The organism is Leptolyngbya sp. AS-A5, assembly GCF_039962495.1.
GTDB lineage: Bacteria > Cyanobacteriota > Cyanobacteriia > Leptolyngbyales > Leptolyngbyaceae > Leptolyngbya.
Genome location: NZ_JAMPLL010000004.1, coordinates 207,014 through 225,940 on the forward strand (window position 1 = coordinate 207,014; position 18,927 = coordinate 225,940).

Sequence of the window (18,927 nt, forward strand, 5' to 3'; positions counted from 1 at the left end):
CGGAAAATTCCAGAAGCAAAATTACTCAGAAATCTTCTGATTTATAGACCGTACCCGTAAGATTACCCAATTAATTCTGTGATTCATAAAAAATATACAGATATTCACGGAGTATACGTAGAGAAACTGTTTGTAAACTATCGATGCAGTAGGCTTTGCCCTGATTTCACCCCACGAACAGTTCTGAAGCTGTGATCACTATGAAGGACAGACAATTTATTCGACATTTTCGTATATCAACCTTCTGGATGCGTTGTTTTGCAGTTACTTTTGTTCTGGCGGGATTCGGAGGCGTTAAAATTGCAGCCGCAAACGATTCGAGCAAAATCGCCTCAAAAGTGGCAGCGATCGCGTTAGAGGTTCCTAATGCCTCATGGCTAAAACCTGCTCAGGAAGTAAAGCCCAATCAAAAGGTAAAACCCGAACAGAAAGTAAAACCAGCAGTTGCCGCTCCAACTGTTCAAGGCGCAGCAATCGATCGGGAGCCAAAGATTATTTCAAGAGCAGAGTTTTTACAGCAGAAGCCAGAAACCAGTGCTGAAAAACTCCTCAACTCACCCTCTGTTGCTGACTCCCCTATTGCTCAGGCTCCTGAAACTGGGAACTCTCAGGATCTCCGTAGGCAATTGCTGATTGAACCTTTAGAAGAGCTTCGGATTCCTGCATATTCTCCGGGTTCTACTGTCGGTGTTCCAAGTGCGTTTGGCGCAAATTTTGGCGATGCGTTTGTGGGACTATTTTTCGCAAATCGTCGACCAAGAATTAATGAAGCCGATTCTGCACTCAGCTTTGGATTTGGTTTGGGTGACTCTGAACGCGAACTTGGCTTAGAAGTCAACTTCAACATCGGTAGCCTTCGTCGCTTTGGTGCCAACGGTGAAGTTGGGCTAAAGTTACACCGCTCTCTTCCCGGCAAAGCTGCGATCGCGCTTGGATTTGATTCTGGCATCCGCTGGGGTGATGAAGCCAGCAGAATTGACTCGTCCCTGTATGGCGTTGCCAGCAAAATCTTTGACTTACGCCCCGGAAACGTCGAGGATTCACTGCCTCTGACCTTAACGCTCGGTGTGGGAGGAGGACGGTTTCGATCGTATGACAACACTGTGAACGGACGCGGTGGCGTTGGAGTTTTTGCTAGTGCGGGTCTGCGTGTTGTTCCTCAAGCATCAGTGATTGGAAGTTGGACAGGACAAGACTTAAATCTGGGTGTTTCTTATGTTCCGATTAAAACAACGCCGCTGTTTCTCACGTTTGTTGTCGGTAATGTTCTGAATCGGAATGATAACAACACCGTGTTCTCTTTTAGCGTTGGCTATGGGTTTAACTATCTCGGATATCGATACTAAGATGATGAAGCAAATTGCTGTTCTACTCAAGTCTACGACGGTGCTAGGAGCAATCTTTACGCTGTCGATCGCAACTCCGGTTGCTGCACACACCCCGACTGGAACTCCTGGCTATAATCCCGGCTCTGAAAAGGCTCCTCCATCTCTGCCGCAGCCTGGTTCACCTGCGGGAGGTCGCTTTATCGAGATTATTGGCGAGTTAAGAGCGATCGTATCTCAGCCTGCGGTGCCTCCGAATGAGCCGGGAGTTGAGGTTGAGCGTCCGGGATTTGTGCGTTTAGACCTCAAGCGTGAAGGCAGTACACCTGCCAGTATCGCAGCACGGTTTTCGCGCTATGTAGATAGACTGAACACTCAATCTGGACAGTTTACGATTTTTGGCAACGATCGACTCGGAGTGACCCGCAACATTGAGGTTGTTCTGATTCCTAAGCTTGATCGCCAAGTCGAGATTCGATTTACCTCGAACTCTGATGCGCTCAAAGGCGTAGACGGAAAACCGATAATTCAGTCGTTTACTGCACAGAATGCAAAAATTGCGGCGATTCTAGCAGGCGTTTTACCTGCTTTGGATGCTGCAAAAGCCTCACTACCAACGATGCAAACCGCAGCGAAGATTGTGCTTTCACTAGGCAATCTCAGCTTGAGTTCAACTGAGATTCAGCAACTTGCTCAAGGGCTTGCAGAATCATTGATTGCGAGTGAGCCATTGTTAGCGGGCTGCGGTAGCGATATTGCTGCACCAACCTGTACGAATATCAGTAAGAATTCACTTGCGACCGCGATCCGTGCTTACAATAATGTCGTTCTGACAATGAGGGAAGAAGTTCTAGTCACGTTGTCAAACAATTCAGAGTTTCAAACGTTGGGTAAGGTGTTACGTCAATCGCGCAATGCACGAGCTAAGGGCAATTGATAGAGTGATTGAGTTTTAGTATCTGTGCCCTCACCCCAACCCTCTCCCGAGGGAGCAAGAGTCTGATTCCCTTCTCCCTAGGGAGAAGGGGTTAGGGGATGAGGGCGAAAACTCCGGTATTAAGATTGGAATGCGATCGCAAATTATTACGGAAAGTTAGCTTCATGCGTTTGCTTGAGTATCGCGCCCGTTTTACCCAGATTGTCAATGATTCAAACTACTGGCTGTTGGCAATTGCACTGGGTTTGGTGGTACTGCACCTACAGCTATATTGGCGGTTGTCGGGCGATTTTAGTCATCTTTCGCTAGAAATGGTCGAATGGTCTGCGCTTGGCTACTCCCTATGGCAGAAGCGCGATCGTTTGCTGTTAAAGCGGGAAAAGCTCTCTCAATGTGTCGGCTGGTTTTTGATTGCGTTATTGCTAGTGCGAGGGCTAAATTACCAGGTCGGTTATACCCTTTTATTAGAGGTAACGCCCTTATTCATTGGAGGCGCGATCGGGTTAATTGCAGTCGGGTTTAGGCAGTTCAAGGATTATCGGCGTGAACTCTGGATTATCCTTGTGATGGTCATCCCGATTCATTTCTTGATGGTCATATCCGAAAGTCTGGTCGATTCGAGTGTGGTTACTGCAAAATACGCTCACACTCTGATGTGGTATCTCGGCTTTTTGGTGGAGCGTCAAGGCACGAAGCTAATTATGCCGACTGGAGCTGTCCAAGTTTATTCGGGTTGCTCTGGGCTAGAGGCGATCGTCGTGACGTTGAAGGTAGCCGCTCTATTTCTGCTGATTTTTCCTACAACATTGAAGCAGAAGTTCATGGTGCCCACGATCGCGATTCTGTCTGCATTCATCATTAATGGGTTTCGCGTCATGTTTTTGGCGTATCTCGTTTCAAAGAAAGATACGGCAAGCTTTGATTACTGGCATGGCACAGGTGGAGCACAAGTCTTTTCGATGATCTCGATGACGATTTTCACGAGTTACTGTCAGTATTTGGTCGAATACAGAAAGCTAGAGCCAGAGGCTTCTATTGAGGCAACGGAAACTCCTGAAGAGCTAGAACACTCCTCGCACTAAGTCTATGCACTAAGTTTATGATTTCATCGAAGTCGCTGTATTTTCCGCTGCTCAGGCTAACTTTATTTTGCACAGTTCTAGTGATTGGTAGAGCGGTGTTTGATCCGAATCTTGGTCAGTACACACCTTTCACGTTTCCGAGCCAGATGCCTTTAAAGCAGTCTAAGTTGGTCGAAGGCACTGCACTGGTGCTGAAACCGCTTCCAACTCAGGTCAATGCACCGAGCGCAAATGGCTATCAGTATAAGTATCAGGTCAACGATCGTGCCTTTAATGTTCAAGTCCACTATCTCACCACCACGCATGGAGATATTCCAGTTTATTTAGACATCTATGGCTTGAATCATCAGAGTGTAACGGTTAATCCAACGACAAAACAAGGACAAACCGGATTCTACCAACTGTTTGAACACGATCGCACTGCTTATCTAAGTTCCTGTATCAATTCACAAGGTTCCAGTACAATCAATCGAGAGCAATTTTTTGCGAATCGCAATGCTCATGATCTGACCGTCGATCGCATCTTACCCATTGTGCTGGGAGCTGAAGATGTGCGCGATACGCGGTGTTTGTGGGTGACGATTTCGACCCCGATCATCGATCGTTCGATGCAGGATGTTCATCAACAATTAGAAGCCGTTTGGCAAGATGTTTACGCTTGGTGGCTACCAAGATTTCCAAAGCTTTAATCGTGAGGATTTGTGATGCAGTTTGAGTCTACTTCGGCAGGTAAAGCAATCTCTGGGTTGCGCGTGATTGGTTACGGTATTTTAGTGCTGTGTTTGTTTGATTTGGTTGATATCTTATATCCACTACAATTATTTAACTCAGGATGGGAGTTTAATACGGCTGGTAATTTGATTGAGCGAGTGGGTTTTCCGCTGATTGGGTTAGGTCTGATCTTTCTGGGTGAAGAGACGAATCGGACTAAGGCGGAACGGTTTTTGTTGAAGCCGTTGTCTTGGATATTGCTCGTGTATGCGATCGCGTATTTCCTGTTGGTGCCGCTGACGGTGAGTTCTGGCTGGCGGATTTATAATCAGAACAATGCGGAGATGGTTGCACAGCTATCGCAGCAGCGTGAACGAGCAAAGTCGGCTCAGGAGCAACTCGGTAAGCTGAGCGATGAGCAGGTGAAAGAACTGGTAGCGCGATCGACGGTTGGAGGGTTGCAGAACTTCAATGCGGATGAGTTTCGTAAGCGCCAGCTAGAGGGACTTGAAACGGCGGCACAGCAGACTCAAGTTCAAGCAAAGGCAGCGTTGGAACAACAGACTAAGAATCTACTGAAGAAGGGGACGAAGTGGACATTAGGTGCGGTGATTTCGGGCGTTGTGTTTCTCTATCTTTGGTCTTTGACGGGTTGGGCACGGGTGAAGAAGGTTCGGAACCGTCCGATGGCTGCTACGCGATAATGAAAGCTTTTAGATAGAGAGTTGATTACCGTGGAGTGGGCGTTTTGCTTGCTCCATGTTTTTTTGGGCTTGCAATTGAGAGCAGATGCGTGCCCCCTAAATCCTCCACGAGTGGGGAACTTTGAGGAAAGGGAGAAATTTGATCAAGCGCGATCGTCGCAGTTGTGCATTTCTCCTCTGAGTCTTTGATAGTGGGCGTTCAGCTTTCGGAAGTCACGGCTGAGTCTTTAAGAGTCGTGATTGAATCTTTGGGAGTTGCGGCTGAATCTTTTTTGCTGACGATCGGGCTAAAACACTTCGGCGTTGATAAATTACACTTCACGCTCCATACTTCATCAGACCTTTTCTAAGCTCCGATCGACGCATCCACAATCGCGATAAACCTGCAAGAGCGCTGCACCAATCCGATCACTGTTAAATCGTGCGATCGCAGTTTGTCTAGCATTCTGTCCAAGCTGCTGCCGTTTTTGCGGATTCTGAATTAAGTGGATCAATGCTTGCGCTAGAGCATTCACATCTCCGGGCGGGAGTGCGATCGCGTCTTCATTCGGCGTGACCAGTTCTGCTGCGCCTCCTGCATTAGAAACAATCACCGCTTTCCCAAACGTCATCGCTTCTGCAATCACTAAACCAAACGGTTCAGGCTGAGTGCTGGCATGAACCACAATGTCCAGAGACTGATAAACATCAGCCATCTCCGACTGAAATCCGAGAAACCGCACATAGCGATCGATCTTTAATCGGTTGACTTCTGCTTGCAGTTCTAGCAATGAAAACTGTGATCCCTGAGTTTGATAGATTGGCGCACCCACAATCAGAAACTGTACAGGCACGTCAGGAAACTGTGCCACCACTTGCGATGCCGCTTTTAGAAATACATCATGTCCTTTCCAGCGTGCAAACGTTGCGACCAATCCAATTCGAACACACTGATTCTGAGTGGAACGATCGCGAATCGAACACACAGAAACCGCATTGTAAATCACCTGAATCGGCAGATGAGACAGTAACCGCTTTGCATCTTTAGCAACCACATTTGAAACTGCGATCGCGCCTGTTGCCGACCGTTGTGCCCAGCGTAGAATCTGTGCAACTAGAGGACGAGACTGATAAAAATCATGAATATGCCAAACGATCGGGGCTTGAACTCTCGGTAGAGAGGCTAGGAGAATATGAGTTTTAATACTGTTTGAGTGAATTAAGTCTGGTTGAATTCTTTGAATTGTTCTACGCATCTGTTTCAAGTAGTTGAGAAACTTTGGTAGAGCAATTCCAGCTTTGAATAAAAGTTTCAATTTTGAGAACTGCGATCGTGCTCCACTATCCCCAAAGCGATTAATCGACTGGGGCAGAGGCAAGCAAATCACTCTCACATCAAGCTTTTCAGCCGCCTCAATCAGCGCTCCCTCTGTGCCAACCACTAAAAAAATCTCGATTGATGGATCAAGCTTGCGTAAGCTTTCCAGCATCGTTAACAGCGATCGTTCTGCTCCACCGATCGCCCCAATTGCATTAAAAAACAACAGTCTCATCACCTAAGCTCCGAGTCGAAGATAAGCTTGCATAATTGTGTCAGCGTGAGTTTGCCAGGAATATCGGCTCGCTTGAACGAGTCTCAGCGATCGATCTGGAGCTTTGTCAGGGTTGTTCAAAACAGTTTGGATTGTCTTCACCCAAATTGAGATCTCGCCGACCGGACAGTAGAGCGCTGCATCTCCAGCCACTTCGCGCAACACCGGTAAATCACTGGCAACCACGATCGCACCACACGCTAACGCTTCAATCAACGGCAGCCCAAACCCTTCTGCTTCACTAGGAATCAGCACCACTTCAGCCCGACGATACAAAGCTGCGATCGTCGCAGTCGGAAGATTGTGTAAGTGAATGATCTTAGAGCGAATGTTCAAGCGATAGAGTTGTTGCCGTTGTTCAGATGTCCAGTCGCCCCCAACTTTCACCAGATGCAAATCAGGATAAGATCGGCTTAGCTCACCAAATACATCCAGCAAGATATCAACCCGTTTACGCGGGATACAGCTTCCAATGTGCAGGATAAATGGATACTTGATCGACACAGGAACCCCTGAATCAATCGAAAACTCCGGCGCAATGCCTAAAGGGGCATGAACTAATTGAGCCGGATTAACCAATTGATAATGTTCTAATTGTTGCCGCACAAATTGAGTGGAATAAAACACGATCGCAGCTTTCTGCAAACCGTCTAAAATTCGTTGCGACATTACTCGATACCAACGAGGGCGAGGCTCTTGTTCGGGTTCAACGAGAGATCGGAACGCATCAATATCATGACAATACACTCCTGCTCGATTCGCAGGTAGCTCATGGACTAGCTGAGCATAAGTGTGGTCACAAACATGAAACACATCAAACTGTGGAGTAATCCTTCTCACATAGTTGGGATAGTCCCAGAAGCGATTCAGTAAGCGATCGCTATTAAACGCAGCTTTACGGCTTCCAAACTTGGGAAAGCGCGTTAGGCGATGCTGAAACGAGGGACAAATGCGATCGAGTTGCCAAGTACGATCGCTGCGCCAATGATTCAACAACATTTGAGCGCAGAGATCCATACTGTGCCATTGTTCCTCCGGATAGTCGAGAATTAGAGCCGCACGCATGACTTAATTAGAAGCTCCGAGCTTGGCTAAAATCTCTGCACTCGTTTCTTGCGGAACCAGTAAAACATCCTGTAGCTCTGGAGTAATCGCTTTAACTTGAACAAAGCGAGCGCGTCCGACTTGTTGATAAAAGCGATAATCCCACTCTGAGAACAGTGTTGCGACATCTAAGAAAGAGTAGCCAAACTCCTGACACCAATAGGGGCTAAACTCCCCATAGATTATTGGTCTACAACGAGCCAGAAGTTTTTGACCGCCTTGAAGAAAGTCAAGTTCCGCCCCTTCAATATCAACCTTGATGAAAGTGCAGCTTGTAATATTATGAGTTTGAGCCAACGCATCTAGAGTCGTAATTGGCGCAGAGCAATTTGGCGCGATCTCTGTTGCAGTGTTGCCTTGACAGATAAAAGCATTGCCCGTAGTTGCTAGATTGTCAGTCCCTTTTCCTAAGTGCAGAGGAATTGTACCTGTATGATTTCCGAGCGCGGTTTGTAGCGGAAACACAACATCCTCTAGATGGTTGAGCCGTATATTGTAGAGTAGACGATCATAATTTGTTGGAACAGGCTCAACTGCCCAAAGCTTCCCATTCCCAAGCTGTTGTAGTCTTCGACCGAGCGCGATCGAATAAAACCCGACATTTGCGCCCACATCTAACACAACACTATCTGAGTTCAGGATTGAGGCAAAGCGCTTCAGCACCCCACCATCATAATCTCCCGCAAAGAAGGCTCTTTGTTCTGTAAAGCTTCGTAGATCGATTCGCATCAAGCCGCCGTCCCGCAGTTTGATATCGACTAAACAATCCTGCTCATTTTGATAATCCGTCATCAAAGGCAGTAATCCTGGAGCTAAGCGATACTTACCCCGAAAGTAAGGTAAAGCTCTGAAAATTGCTGCGATCGGGTCGCGAAGGTTAGATTTTAGCACTGTTGGGCTTCTCCTGAAGAGTGAGCTATATACCAAATAGAAGCTGAGCAGCTTGCTTATGACGTGCAATCAAAGCAGTAATTAACGCGCTTAGGCAGAAAATTAGCGTAGAAATGATCAATAGACCAGGTAAAGAGAGCTTCATAGTTGAAGCCATAAAATTCAACCGAATCAAGATCGGGCTGAGTCCTGCGGTGAGTAAACCATGAACTAAGTAGATACCAAAGCTGAGGTAGCTAAAACGCTCGATCCAGATCAATCTCTGTCTCAGCATTTTCGAGCTTAAAACACCAATAAGCAACGCTAACACAGGAACTAGAAATCGCAGCCAATGAAATCCAAAGAAAACAATGAGAATTAAGGTAAGGGTTAAAGAGATACCAACGATCGCAACTGATCGACTATTGGTGTATCGAGTGAGCAGCGATCGCACTTCGGAATTGAGGAACAGAATGCTGACGCATATGTAGGGCAAGCAATATAACACCCAAACAACCACAATCACAAAGCCCTCAGCAATTTGCTGAGACCGTCCAAGCCTAAGCAGGAGGCTATAACAATTCACCAAAATAAAACTTTGAGTAACAGCCATAATTTGCTGAGCATCTAGTAACCCACCATTCATCTGTAGCGGCGTACTGAGACACAAACTTCCCATCAGGAGGCAAAAGGGCACCCAAAATGGATCGGGTCGCACCCAACGAGTGATAAAAACCGCAGCAACCATCCCCGTAAATAGCAACGGCAGAAAGTAGAGCTGAACTCCTGCACTCCCTAACAAAAGCGAGATTGGATCAGCCAAAAGCTTTCCTAGCGACTCATCTTTTAGTAAAACTTGCTTGAGTAATCTGGCAAGTAAATAGATTGTTGACCATAGATAAAAAGGAACCAGAAGACGCTTAAAGCGGTTAAACAGATACTTTCTCCAATCTGAGTTGTAAAGACTAGAGATGCCAAAGTAGAATGCCATCATCAAGAAAACAGGCACAGAAAATTGGACAAAAAAACTAGAGAATGTACTTGCCCAGTAGGTCTTAGGAATTTCTCCTAAACCATGAATCACTACGACTCCGTAAGCTGCTGCAACTTTTAAGCAATCAAACCCGACCAATCGCTGCGATGGCATCGTCTTTTACTTCCTCATCCTACTAGCTGCCGAAAGTTGAGCTAAATATATTGCTTAACTCGCTTTTCTCCTAAAATTGAGTCGAAAAACTTCAAATGCTGTCGTGCCACCACTGACCATTGATAGACAGAATGGACATGATCGAGTCCTCTTTCAGCCAGTGCCGTTCTTTGCGTCGGATTATCTAGCAGCGTCGAAATGGCTCTCAACCATGCCTGTTCATCTTTCTCACCCAGCACAATTCCTGCATCTCCAATCACATAGGGAATCTCACCACTATCACTACCAATCACTGGAACACCACAAGCAAAGGCTTCGATCAGCATTCGCCCAAACTGCTCACGCCAATGGAGCGCCGTTTGACTAGGCGCACACAACATGTCCATTGCATTAAGATACTGTGGCACTTGATCATGAGTAACCGTAGTACAGATGCGGACGCGATCGCCATACTGAGCTGCCCACGATCGCAGTTCTGCTTCCATGACTCCTGTGCCGACAAACATCGCTCGCCAAGGTTGAGCAAGGCGATTAAGCACCCGCATCAACATCGACAGTCCTTTTTCTGGCACAAATCGCCCCAAAAAGCCAATCACCGGAGCATCGCTGTGATCCCACTCCAATTGATGATGAATGCTTTGCCGGATTGCAGGAGATGGAGAAAAATGCTCTACATCAACTCCAAGAGGGATAATTTGCATCGGTCGATCGTACCCTTGACGGTGCTTGAGTGCATTTGCAACTGTATGACCACTGGCAATCCATCCTGCCGATTGCTGCATCGTCTGAGCTTCAATCCAGTTAAAGGGCGGTGGATAGCGCTTGGAATTGTTCTGAAAGGTGAAGTAAACCAAAGGAGCTTGAGCAGGAGTGTGCCAAGCAATCTGTCCACCAGATAAAACGTAAGGCTCCTCCCAACAATGGACTAAATCCCAATCCTGGTGCAAGATTTCCCGCAGTCGCTTGCCGTACAGCATGAGGTGTGGAACTCGATCAAACAGAACTGGAATTCCTTCAACCGAGGCGCGATCGTGCAGGTCTGGCTCAAACTTTAGAGGACGCAGATCGCCTTTGAGTGCCAAAGGCGAGACAACCGTAATCTCCCAATTTGCTTGACCCACACGGGACATTTCATTTGCAAGACGACGATTGAGCGGAACAATGTAGGAATGCCCGATTGTTAAGAGTTTTCGGGGAAAAGACTTCATAATTGCGATTACGCCACTAAACGAACAATCCCGAAGAGCCAAACGTCTGCTCCAATTGCTGTGCAACAGGCTTCTGCCAAATCGTGGTTTGGGTCATAACATTTCTGCTCTGATGAACAATCTGCCAGTCAGCAGGCACACCCCACTCGGAAAGTGTAATCCAATCTGTGTTGTCAACTAGCAGTAAACCACCTGGCTTTAACTTAGGAAGTGCCGCTAAGATACAAGCTTGGCGATAGTGGCCATCTACCATAGCAAAATCAACAGAGTTATCGTCGAACTGGTTGATTGCAATAACATAGGCTGGCGTCTTCGGATAATGGGCGGGAGTCGGCTCCGACAAAGGATGCTCTACTGGAATATAGCGACATTCCACGTTTGTAAGATTTTGACGACGCAGCTTCTCTGTCACCTTGTTATGCCATTCCTGATCAAATTCAATGCTAACGAGCGTCCGCAAGCGTTTACCAAACCATGCGGTACTCCGACCACTTCCCCATTCAAACCCGACTTGATCTCTTTGTAGATGACGATCGCAATATTGAATTGCTCCTTGAGCAATCCAGGGTTCATCTGGATGCAGAACTTCGTAGAACTTGTAAGCAATCCGACGGAGCAGATAAATGACATCCATGGAAAATACGTTAGCCTCGTATAACGACTATCGCCGGTCAAAATCTTCAGAGTCTTCTCAAGCTTGAGTAACTCTACTCAGATTAGATCCTTGAAGCGAATAGCATTGCGCTTTCTGTGAGTAGAACTATGTAATGTTTGTGCGATTCTACCCAGCGTAGAAACACGGGAATTCTATTGACGATTGCATCGAATAGCGCAAATTTACGGATTTTTGCTTAGCCTGATCAAGGCAAAATTTAAGCGAAATTGCAAGAAAACTTATGCTGTCGTTGTCTTCTAGTGTTCTCATTCCTAGCTTTCGTCGCCCTGAGTATTTGCGTCGTTGCTTACTGAGCTTAGCTACTCAAACTCAACTCCCAGATGAAGTGATTGTAGTTTGGCAAGCAGACGATACTGCTACTCGTGATGTCGTGCAATGGCTGCTACCCTCATTGCCTTATGTGTTGCGCTTACTTCATTGCGCTGAAGCAGGAATTGTAAACGCGGAAAATGCAGCCCTCGATGCTGCTATCTCAGACATTATTCTGCTGTGTGACGATGATGTGATTGTGCCTGAAACTTGGCTGGCTCGACATCTATCGTTTTATGCAGATTCCTCAGTTGGAGCAGTCGGTGGATCAGCAAACAATCATCATCCTGATGCTTCGCCCTTTCCAAAGCGATCGGTCAAGCCAATCGGACGCTTAACTTGGTACGGCAAGAGCCACGGCAATATGTATGATCACATCGAAGCCTGGACAAATCGTGAACCGATCGAGTGTGATCATTTGGTCGGATACAACATGAGCCTCAGACGCAGTGCGTTCGATCGATTTGAATCCGCGCTTAGACCCTACTGGCAAAAGTTTGAACTCGATGCCTGTCTTCAGGTGAAAGCAAGAGGATACCAGGTCCTGTTCGATTTTACGAATGTTGTCAATCACTATCCAACGAATACGGTTTATACCAGTGGTCGGGGTGGAGATTTGCAGGTAAAAATCGTCAATGGTTGCTACAACGAATGCTTCATTCTTGCAAAATTTAGCCCTGTCCATCTCCGATTTTGGCGACTTTTTTATCTGTTCCTATTTGGTTCTGTTAATTCACCTGGGCTACTCGCAAGTTTACGAGCCATTCAACTATATGGGCATCCATATCGAGAATTAAAGATTTTGCAAACCGTCTGGGCAGAGCGGATAGCAGGATGGCAGGATGGACTCCAGGCACGAGGAATCTAACTATTAAAACCACGTTAAACGAGGATAGCGATCGCTACCCTCGAATCAGATTCTAGAAATTGTTGGATGCGCTATCCTTCAAACAGTTACCTCGATGTTGAGCTAAAAGAACTGCTTGAAGCGTTGGCTCCATTCAGATCGCTCTTCTGAGTTGAGTAGACTCAACCATGCAATTCCTAGAAAGGTTATGGCGATCGCGGACATCGAGAAGCCAAGCGTTAGCCATCCATCTGGAGGATAAGTTTGAGCAAACCAGATTGCACCCGGAAGATAAAACAGTGCAACCAGCAAAGGACGTGCGATCGCGCCGATTAAGGCTCTTACAGACGTGCCAAATACTTGCTTCATCCGGCAAGGTATCCACCAGAGATAAACCGTAATCAAGGCAACAAACGTGCCAAGCAGTGGTCCTGACATCTTAAAAACAGGGGTCGCAAGCAAACTGACCGCAATATTAACGCTCGATCCTGTTAGTGCGATCGGTAGAAATTTGGTGATATTTCCAGTGCCAGTAAAGCACCAGCCCCAAAGCGATAACACTCCGAGCAAAACCGCATTGATTGCCGCTAAAACATTGACTTGCCATCCTGCAAATTGTTCTGGACCAACCCACAACTGCACAAATTTTGGATTGTACAGTGTGATCGGAATCGTTAGCATCAAGCCCAGAATCACAACCAGCTTTGTCAGATAAACAGTCTTTGCGTTAAATGCCGCCAGTTGTTTATTGGCATACAAATCTGCTAGAGCAGCCCAAGCTGCGTTCCCTATGACTTGGACTTGTGCTTGTGCTAGAGCACCCAGCCGCTGAGTCAGAACAAAGGGAACAACACTGGCAGAGCCAAGAAAATAGGCAATGACCATATTATCGGTCAGCAAACTCATGTGCCCTGACACATTAAACAGAAGGGTTGGGACACTAAGCTGATCAATTTGCTGCTGAATTGCGTGAGTTGCCGATCGAGGAGGGCGCAGCGCCACTGAGAACGCATCAGGACAACGACAGATACCTCGCCAACTCAAGAGAAGACTTGCGATCGCAGTTCCTGCAACTACTGCCAAAAATTGTCCAGGTATACCCACACTCGCCTGAGCCAGATAAAGCGAAAGTCCAGTGATAATTAAACTTTGCACAATAAACACAAAATTAACTAAATCACTGCGTTGTGCTGCATCTGCAAGCAATCGAAAAGGCGTAAGAGGAAGCCAGATTAAACTTAAGAGACCGAGCCAGTAGCCAAGCTGAAGTTCTTGAGTCAGTGCTGCCTGAACCGGAACGAGATGCAGAATCAAATAGCCCAGAACGATCGCGCCGCTCAACATCAAGCAAGCAACTTTGAAATAAGCACGAATGCCCACAGAAAGGGTTAAACGAACCTTTGCTTGGTCGCCTTGCCCCAACGCGATCGCGATCAACGGCATCAAAGAGCCACCTAATCCAAGTTCCAGGAGTTTGAGATGACCGAGCCAATCGCTTGCGGATCGAAATGCGCCAAAGCGATCGTTACCCAACCACTTCAGCAATAACGGGGTACTGACGATGCCAATTCCGACTGTAACAACTTGTAGCAACAGTGCAGAAGCAAAATTGTTGATTGATCGACGCGATCTCGTCACGGTTTGAGTCATTCAGGTTCACAGCAATGCTTTACAACGTCTACTCCAACGCAGAACACCCTTAAAATTCCAAGTCGTCTGAGTGAGATCGATTCCGCAGGATGGATGGACAAAAATTACATTACTTTGAGCGATCTCATCCAAGTTTTGCAGCAGTTTACAAGCCGTTATCCCAATCCCGTATGCAGTGTAACCCTGTTCTTTGACCATGAACTGCCAAATCTGAGATTTTTGATAACCCATGCGATCGAGCGCAATGGTATTCACTTCCATCAGAAACACCGGGCGATCGCGCTGAATGATCGCTTGCATTCCCATCAGGGCAGCGTATTCTGCTCCCTCAATATCCATCTTGATCAGATCGACCTTCTGAATGTTGCGCTGTGCTGCATAGTCATCTAAAGTTAGTGCGATCGCGCTGACTTCAGTTGCTTGGTCGAGTACACCAATGCTATAAGCACCACAGTTTTGCAGCATCTCAGAAGACAACCCCAGAGCAATCGAGGCTGATTTGTACCAGAGACCTGCTTGATTGAGATAGACATTAGGAAGAGAATTGTCTTCAACATTTTGACGAAGCTGAGAAAATGTTGTAGGAACAGGCTCAAAACTATGAACTGCGCCCGTTTCTCCAACACCTGTTGCCGCCAGTAGCGTGTATTGCCCAATATTTGCTCCTGCATCAATCACCGTCATTCCGGGTTTGAGCAATTGATTGAACAAGTAAGCCTCGATCGGTTCGTAAGTTCCCAAAAAGTAGATTTGTCGCTGTACGTGATCTCTGAGATCGCACATGAGAGAACAATCATTCGGAAGCACTGCTCGGCACATCGAACGATTTGAGAGACACTCGCCAAACTTCTCAAAAGCCTGGTAGTGCCAGCCTGGAGCGATCGTCATTACACCCCAAACATTCAGCAAGCGACGCTGAATTTCTTGTCGCAAGGAACTGGAGGAATGTTCAATTACAGTAGTCATATTGAATATCTCTCTAATGAGCAAGAAGCTTTTGATAGATGCCTAACGTTTTTTTAGCGGTTTCCGTCCAAGAGAACTTCTGTGACTGCTGATAAGCTGTCTCAAGCACCTGTTCTTTTAGTTGTATTCTCAGCTTTTGAACGATCGTCTCTGCAGTCGCCTGAAGATCACGCGGATCAATTGTAATTCCTGCTTCACCTGTCACCTCAGGAAAAGCACCAAATTTGCTACCAATGGCTGGAGTTCCACAAGTCAAGGCTTCTAGTGCAGGCAAGCAAAAGGTTTCGCGCCAAGACAGTGACACAAACAGCTCTGCATTGCGGTAGAGTGCGACCAATTCATCACCGAGATCAACGAGAAAGAGAACATCTTGATCGAGCGTTAACCCAAGCGCGATAGCTTCTTGCTGTAGTTGTTTAAAAGGAAATTGCGTTCCAACGACCACGAGCATGACTTCAGGACAGTGTTGTTTCACCAAAGCGAACACTTTAAGCAATCCTGATACATTCTTGTGAGGTTCATAGCCTCCGACATACAGAATGTAAGGCTGATTGATGTTCAGGCGTCCGAGCAGCATTTTTGATTGTTGATCGTGTTGAAAACTGTCGCTTGTTGCCAGATGCGTTGTTGTCACTTTATCGGGTGAAAGACCGAGAAACTGAAGGAGTTCACTGCGACAAAAATCAGAAGGTGCAAGAATGTGACGGGCTTTTCTAAGCTGTAATTTAAACAGAACCTTCCAGAAGTCGATCGCATTCGGCTGAAAATCGTAGCCCAGATAGTCAGCCACCGTCCCCGGTAGAAATCCTTGTTGAACAAAATGATAATAGCTATGTGCTGTCACACTATGCACTGTAAACACAACAGGACACGGAGCCAATAAAGGAACTCCCCGTTCTGCTGGAGCATGGTAAAGATCGAACTTTCCCTGAGCCAGTGCCATCGGAACTGCAACTTGCTCCCAATGCAAACCGCAGTAATCAGACAAACCCACGACTCGACAATCGAAACCTTGGACATGAGCTAAATTTAAGGGCTCCCGTTCTCGATGAAAGAGCGTTACACCGACTCCTAATCGGGTTAGCTCTTTGATCAGTTCAATCGTATAGCGATCCATGCCGCGCAGCGAGTTCGCTCTCAAATGCCGCGCATCGAATCCAACCTTCATTGATTCGCCTCCACGATCGCATCATAAACGCGCTCAACTTGAGCCAGTGTCACATCAGGACTACAGGTTTGTTCTAGCAGCAATCGAGCATTGCGACGCTGAGTTTCTCGACGAGTCGGATCTTTCAGTAATGCCACAGTTTTTTGAATGAGGGCGCGATCGTCTTCAGCAATTCCAGCATGAACCTCATCTTGTGCGGGTAGTCCTTCGACTCCTTCGGGGGTTGTCACAACACAGGTTCCAAACGCAAAAGATTCCATCACTTTTACTTTCATCCCACTACCCGCACTCGGCGCATACAGCAGCACGTCCATCTGGTTGAAGTAAGGCGCAATATCTGGCACATCTTGATGAATCGACAAATCAGGCTGACCCTCAAAAGCGGCAAGCCTTTCCCTAGCACCGCGTCCGACGATTTGAAGCCGAGCATTTGGCACTTGAGCCTTAATCTCTGCCCATAAGCGCGTCAAAAGCCGTTCTGCTGCTGAATAGGTCGGCTTCCAACCGAAACTTCCAATCAAGCCGACGATCGGCTGACTCTGTTGGGATTTGTCCTGATTAAACGGAGAGTGTGAAAGATCAAATCCAAGCGGAATAGTATGCGTGATTGCATCGGGGTGAATCTGATGAATGCGATCGGCTAAGCGCTCTGAAAGCGTAATAAATCGCGGCAATGACTTTAACAGATACCGCTCTGCACCATAACTAATCCACCCTTGAAGCCTTGTCTTCCACTGGGGAGATTCAAACGTACCATCTTCGCAAAATAGATAATGTACGCTAGTAACTGTCTTTTCTGGTTGAGCTAGTCCCAACCATCCGCTCCAAAGCCCCTCCAACTGTAAAACATCATATGGCTCAGCCAATCGCTTTGATACCGCCTGACGAAAGGCAGAATCAAACATATAAGAGTGAGGACGACGGAAGCTTTGCCATTTTCCCCGCAGTCCTTGAGGCGGACGGAAAAGATAACATTGCAGATCATAGCCAGTAAATAGAGCTTGAGTTTGCTCAATTTCCTCTGGCGTTTCACAAGCGACAAACGCTGAAACTTGATGACCACGATCGACCAGTCCTTTCAGCAGAACATAGTACCAATGGCTATCTGCCTTGCCAAAGGGAACAGGCGGTGAAGCCATGACCAGAATCACTTTCTTAGCCATGATTTTCCCTCGCATTCATTACTTTGACGATTATCAATAGGAACAAGCTTCATCCTTCTTTTTGAGTGAAAAGAATACGGTGCGATCGTGCTTCAGACCGTGCAGCCACAAATAGCGCTGTATTAATCAACCAGAACTCTAGTCCGTACTGACCGATGAACACAGGATAACTAAAGGTAAACACGATCACACCCACGTTGTAAGCAAAGACAATTGCACCCCATAATTGCAGCGATGACCGCCGATTAGAAATGACCTGCCAAGTTCCAGAGCAAGCTGCAACAATTGCTCCTGCATAAGCAAGCACTAATGCAATTCCACCATCGAGCAACCAACCCGTCCATTGAATTTCTGCCCACAGTGGAGAAGTGATCGGATTGGAGTTATTACCGAAATAGTCATTCATCATGCCCCATCGTCCTAAGCCCGCTCCGAATGGATACTCAGGTAGGTATTCGGTAATCGTATGTTCAAGAAATGTCCCGCGATTTTCATGAATCACTTTATTAGGAGAATCCGCGACCAGTGAGAGAAAGCGATCGCTCGTCGTCTCTCCACCCACATTGATTGCCCATTGAGTCGTTATCATCACAACGACTATTGCGATCGCGCACATGGCTGCAACCTGCCCAAGTCGTTTAAGTTGAATGAGCATCAACGCGATCACAATCAAACAGATAAACGACAGAATGAACAACGTTCTCACTTGTGACAGATAGAGACAGAACAACCCCACGGGAACGCTCGCAATACCTAATAATCGAAAGATGAGATTGCGCTCTTGCAATGCGATACCTGTTCCGAGAAGCAGCGCATAAAAGCCGGAGGTTGCAGCCCCCCCTGGTACATCGGATAGTCCGGTTGGACGGTAGATCGAGATGCCATTCGCTAGCACAATCTTTAAATTCTCTCCGCCAAACGGATTGCTCCGAATCACGGCAGACACAGCAAACTCAAACATCTCTGGATAGTAGACCTGCAGCACCCCGACCATTGAGCTTATGGCGTGAAATCCCCAGATGAGGTAGAGTAGTCCGCGAAAAGAACGATCGCTAATCTCTAATCGGCTCACCCAAAACAAGGGTGCAAGCACCGCCAAGTACATCAGGCATTGTGCCACCGCTGCAAGCGTGCTGCTGTGATAAGGATGCCAAAACAACTCTAATGCCATAATGCATAGCACTACGATCACCCAAGGTTTCGCTGGAAGTTTGATGCCAGCTTTGGGAACTTTCCACAGCAGTCCCAAGCTTAGAGCAAACGACCCTGCACGCATCAAAATTCTGAAGTCTGCAATTTCAGGCACTAATAACAGAACCTGAAGAAGAAACTGCATCAACACAAAGCTATGCAACCAAGTGACTTTCGGCAGCGGAATTCGCCAAGTGGGAAGCGCAATTGGGGAAAATTGCGTCGATCGCTCTACTGACCTAGTATATTTTGCGTTCATGCTGCGTTTCATCCTTGATCTGAAGTTGCCCTGATGCTT

General features: G+C 46.9%; 17 protein-coding genes. 6 read left to right on the forward strand and 11 right to left on the reverse strand.

Features of this window, described 5'->3' with window-relative positions:
• The first annotated feature begins 248 nt into the window (after nucleotides 1-248).
• The 5 genes from NC980_RS07880 to NC980_RS07900 all read left to right on the forward strand — a co-directional run bounded on the left by NC980_RS07880 (nucleotide 249) and on the right by NC980_RS07900 (nucleotide 4,759).
• On the forward strand, nucleotides 249-1,346 hold the full coding sequence (locus NC980_RS07880) for a hypothetical protein (RefSeq protein WP_348253915.1): 1,098 nt from the start codon (nucleotides 249-251) through the stop codon (nucleotides 1,344-1,346).
• 1 nt (nucleotide 1,347) lies between these two features.
• On the forward strand, nucleotides 1,348-2,262 hold the full coding sequence (locus tag NC980_RS07885; protein ID WP_190378361.1) for a hypothetical protein: 915 nt from the start codon (nucleotides 1,348-1,350) through the stop codon (nucleotides 2,260-2,262).
• Between the two features lie 164 nt (nucleotides 2,263-2,426).
• Nucleotides 2,427-3,344 (forward strand): cyanoexosortase A, encoded by a 918-nt coding sequence (gene crtA / locus NC980_RS07890; RefSeq protein ID WP_190378362.1) that lies wholly within the window; start codon nucleotides 2,427-2,429, stop codon nucleotides 3,342-3,344.
• Between the two features lie 17 nt (nucleotides 3,345-3,361).
• Nucleotides 3,362-4,033, forward strand: coding sequence for a cyanoexosortase A system-associated protein (locus tag NC980_RS07895; RefSeq protein WP_190378363.1), 672 nt, complete (start codon nucleotides 3,362-3,364; stop codon nucleotides 4,031-4,033).
• A gap of 15 nt (nucleotides 4,034-4,048) precedes the next feature.
• On the forward strand, nucleotides 4,049-4,759 hold the full coding sequence (locus NC980_RS07900; protein ID WP_190378364.1) for an HpsJ family protein: 711 nt from the start codon (nucleotides 4,049-4,051) through the stop codon (nucleotides 4,757-4,759).
• Nucleotides 4,760-5,094: 335 nt separating this feature from the next.
• On the opposite strand, the gene NC980_RS07905 is transcribed toward NC980_RS07900, so the two are convergent.
• From NC980_RS07905 to NC980_RS07930, 6 genes are read right to left on the reverse strand one after another with little or no spacing between them, the layout of a single operon-like run.
• A complete protein-coding gene (locus NC980_RS07905; protein WP_190378366.1) occupies nucleotides 5,095-6,291 on the reverse strand; it encodes a glycosyltransferase family 4 protein in 1,197 nt (398 codons plus the stop codon).
• Between the two features lie 3 nt (nucleotides 6,292-6,294).
• Nucleotides 6,295-7,395 carry a glycosyltransferase family 1 protein gene (locus tag NC980_RS07910; RefSeq protein ID WP_190378367.1) on the reverse strand — a complete coding sequence of 367 codons (1,101 nt, stop codon included), beginning with the start codon at nucleotides 7,393-7,395 and terminating at the stop codon, nucleotides 6,295-6,297.
• Nucleotides 7,396-7,398: 3 nt separating this feature from the next.
• Nucleotides 7,399-8,325, reverse strand: a complete 927-nt coding sequence (locus NC980_RS07915; RefSeq protein ID WP_190378368.1) for an FkbM family methyltransferase — start codon at nucleotides 8,323-8,325, stop codon at nucleotides 7,399-7,401.
• Nucleotides 8,326-8,350: 25 nt separating this feature from the next.
• Complete coding sequence (locus tag NC980_RS07920; RefSeq protein WP_190378369.1) at nucleotides 8,351-9,451, reverse strand: acyltransferase family protein; 1,101 nt, start codon at nucleotides 9,449-9,451, stop codon at nucleotides 8,351-8,353.
• Between the two features lie 41 nt (nucleotides 9,452-9,492).
• Nucleotides 9,493-10,659, reverse strand: coding sequence for a glycosyltransferase family 4 protein (locus NC980_RS07925; RefSeq protein WP_190378370.1), 1,167 nt, complete (start codon nucleotides 10,657-10,659; stop codon nucleotides 9,493-9,495).
• A 16-nt stretch (nucleotides 10,660-10,675) separates the two neighbouring features.
• On the reverse strand, nucleotides 10,676-11,293 hold the full coding sequence (locus NC980_RS07930) for a class I SAM-dependent methyltransferase (protein WP_190378371.1): 618 nt from the start codon (nucleotides 11,291-11,293) through the stop codon (nucleotides 10,676-10,678).
• 262 nt (nucleotides 11,294-11,555) lie between these two features.
• Between NC980_RS07930 and NC980_RS07935 the strand changes: the two genes are divergently transcribed.
• Nucleotides 11,556-12,512, forward strand: coding sequence for a glycosyltransferase family 2 protein (locus tag NC980_RS07935; RefSeq protein WP_190378372.1), 957 nt, complete (start codon nucleotides 11,556-11,558; stop codon nucleotides 12,510-12,512).
• 102 nt (nucleotides 12,513-12,614) lie between these two features.
• On the opposite strand, the gene NC980_RS07940 is transcribed toward NC980_RS07935, so the two are convergent.
• The 5 genes from NC980_RS07940 to NC980_RS07960 are packed head-to-tail and all read right to left on the reverse strand — an operon-like array spanning nucleotide 12,615 to nucleotide 18,888.
• Complete coding sequence (locus tag NC980_RS07940; protein WP_190378373.1) at nucleotides 12,615-14,141, reverse strand: lipopolysaccharide biosynthesis protein; 1,527 nt, start codon at nucleotides 14,139-14,141, stop codon at nucleotides 12,615-12,617.
• Nucleotides 14,142-14,147: 6 nt separating this feature from the next.
• Nucleotides 14,148-15,107 carry an FkbM family methyltransferase gene (locus tag NC980_RS07945; protein WP_190378374.1) on the reverse strand — a complete coding sequence of 320 codons (960 nt, stop codon included), beginning with the start codon at nucleotides 15,105-15,107 and terminating at the stop codon, nucleotides 14,148-14,150.
• A gap of 13 nt (nucleotides 15,108-15,120) precedes the next feature.
• Nucleotides 15,121-16,275 carry a glycosyltransferase family 1 protein gene (locus NC980_RS07950; protein WP_190378375.1) on the reverse strand — a complete coding sequence of 385 codons (1,155 nt, stop codon included), beginning with the start codon at nucleotides 16,273-16,275 and terminating at the stop codon, nucleotides 15,121-15,123.
• On the reverse strand, nucleotides 16,272-17,438 hold the full coding sequence (locus tag NC980_RS07955) for a glycosyltransferase family 4 protein (RefSeq protein WP_199298650.1): 1,167 nt from the start codon (nucleotides 17,436-17,438) through the stop codon (nucleotides 16,272-16,274). The genes NC980_RS07950 and NC980_RS07955 overlap by 4 nt, the downstream gene beginning before the upstream one ends.
• 49 nt (nucleotides 17,439-17,487) lie before the next feature.
• On the reverse strand, nucleotides 17,488-18,888 hold the full coding sequence (locus tag NC980_RS07960; RefSeq protein ID WP_190378376.1) for a hypothetical protein: 1,401 nt from the start codon (nucleotides 18,886-18,888) through the stop codon (nucleotides 17,488-17,490).
• Nucleotides 18,889-18,927 lie beyond the last annotated feature (39 nt).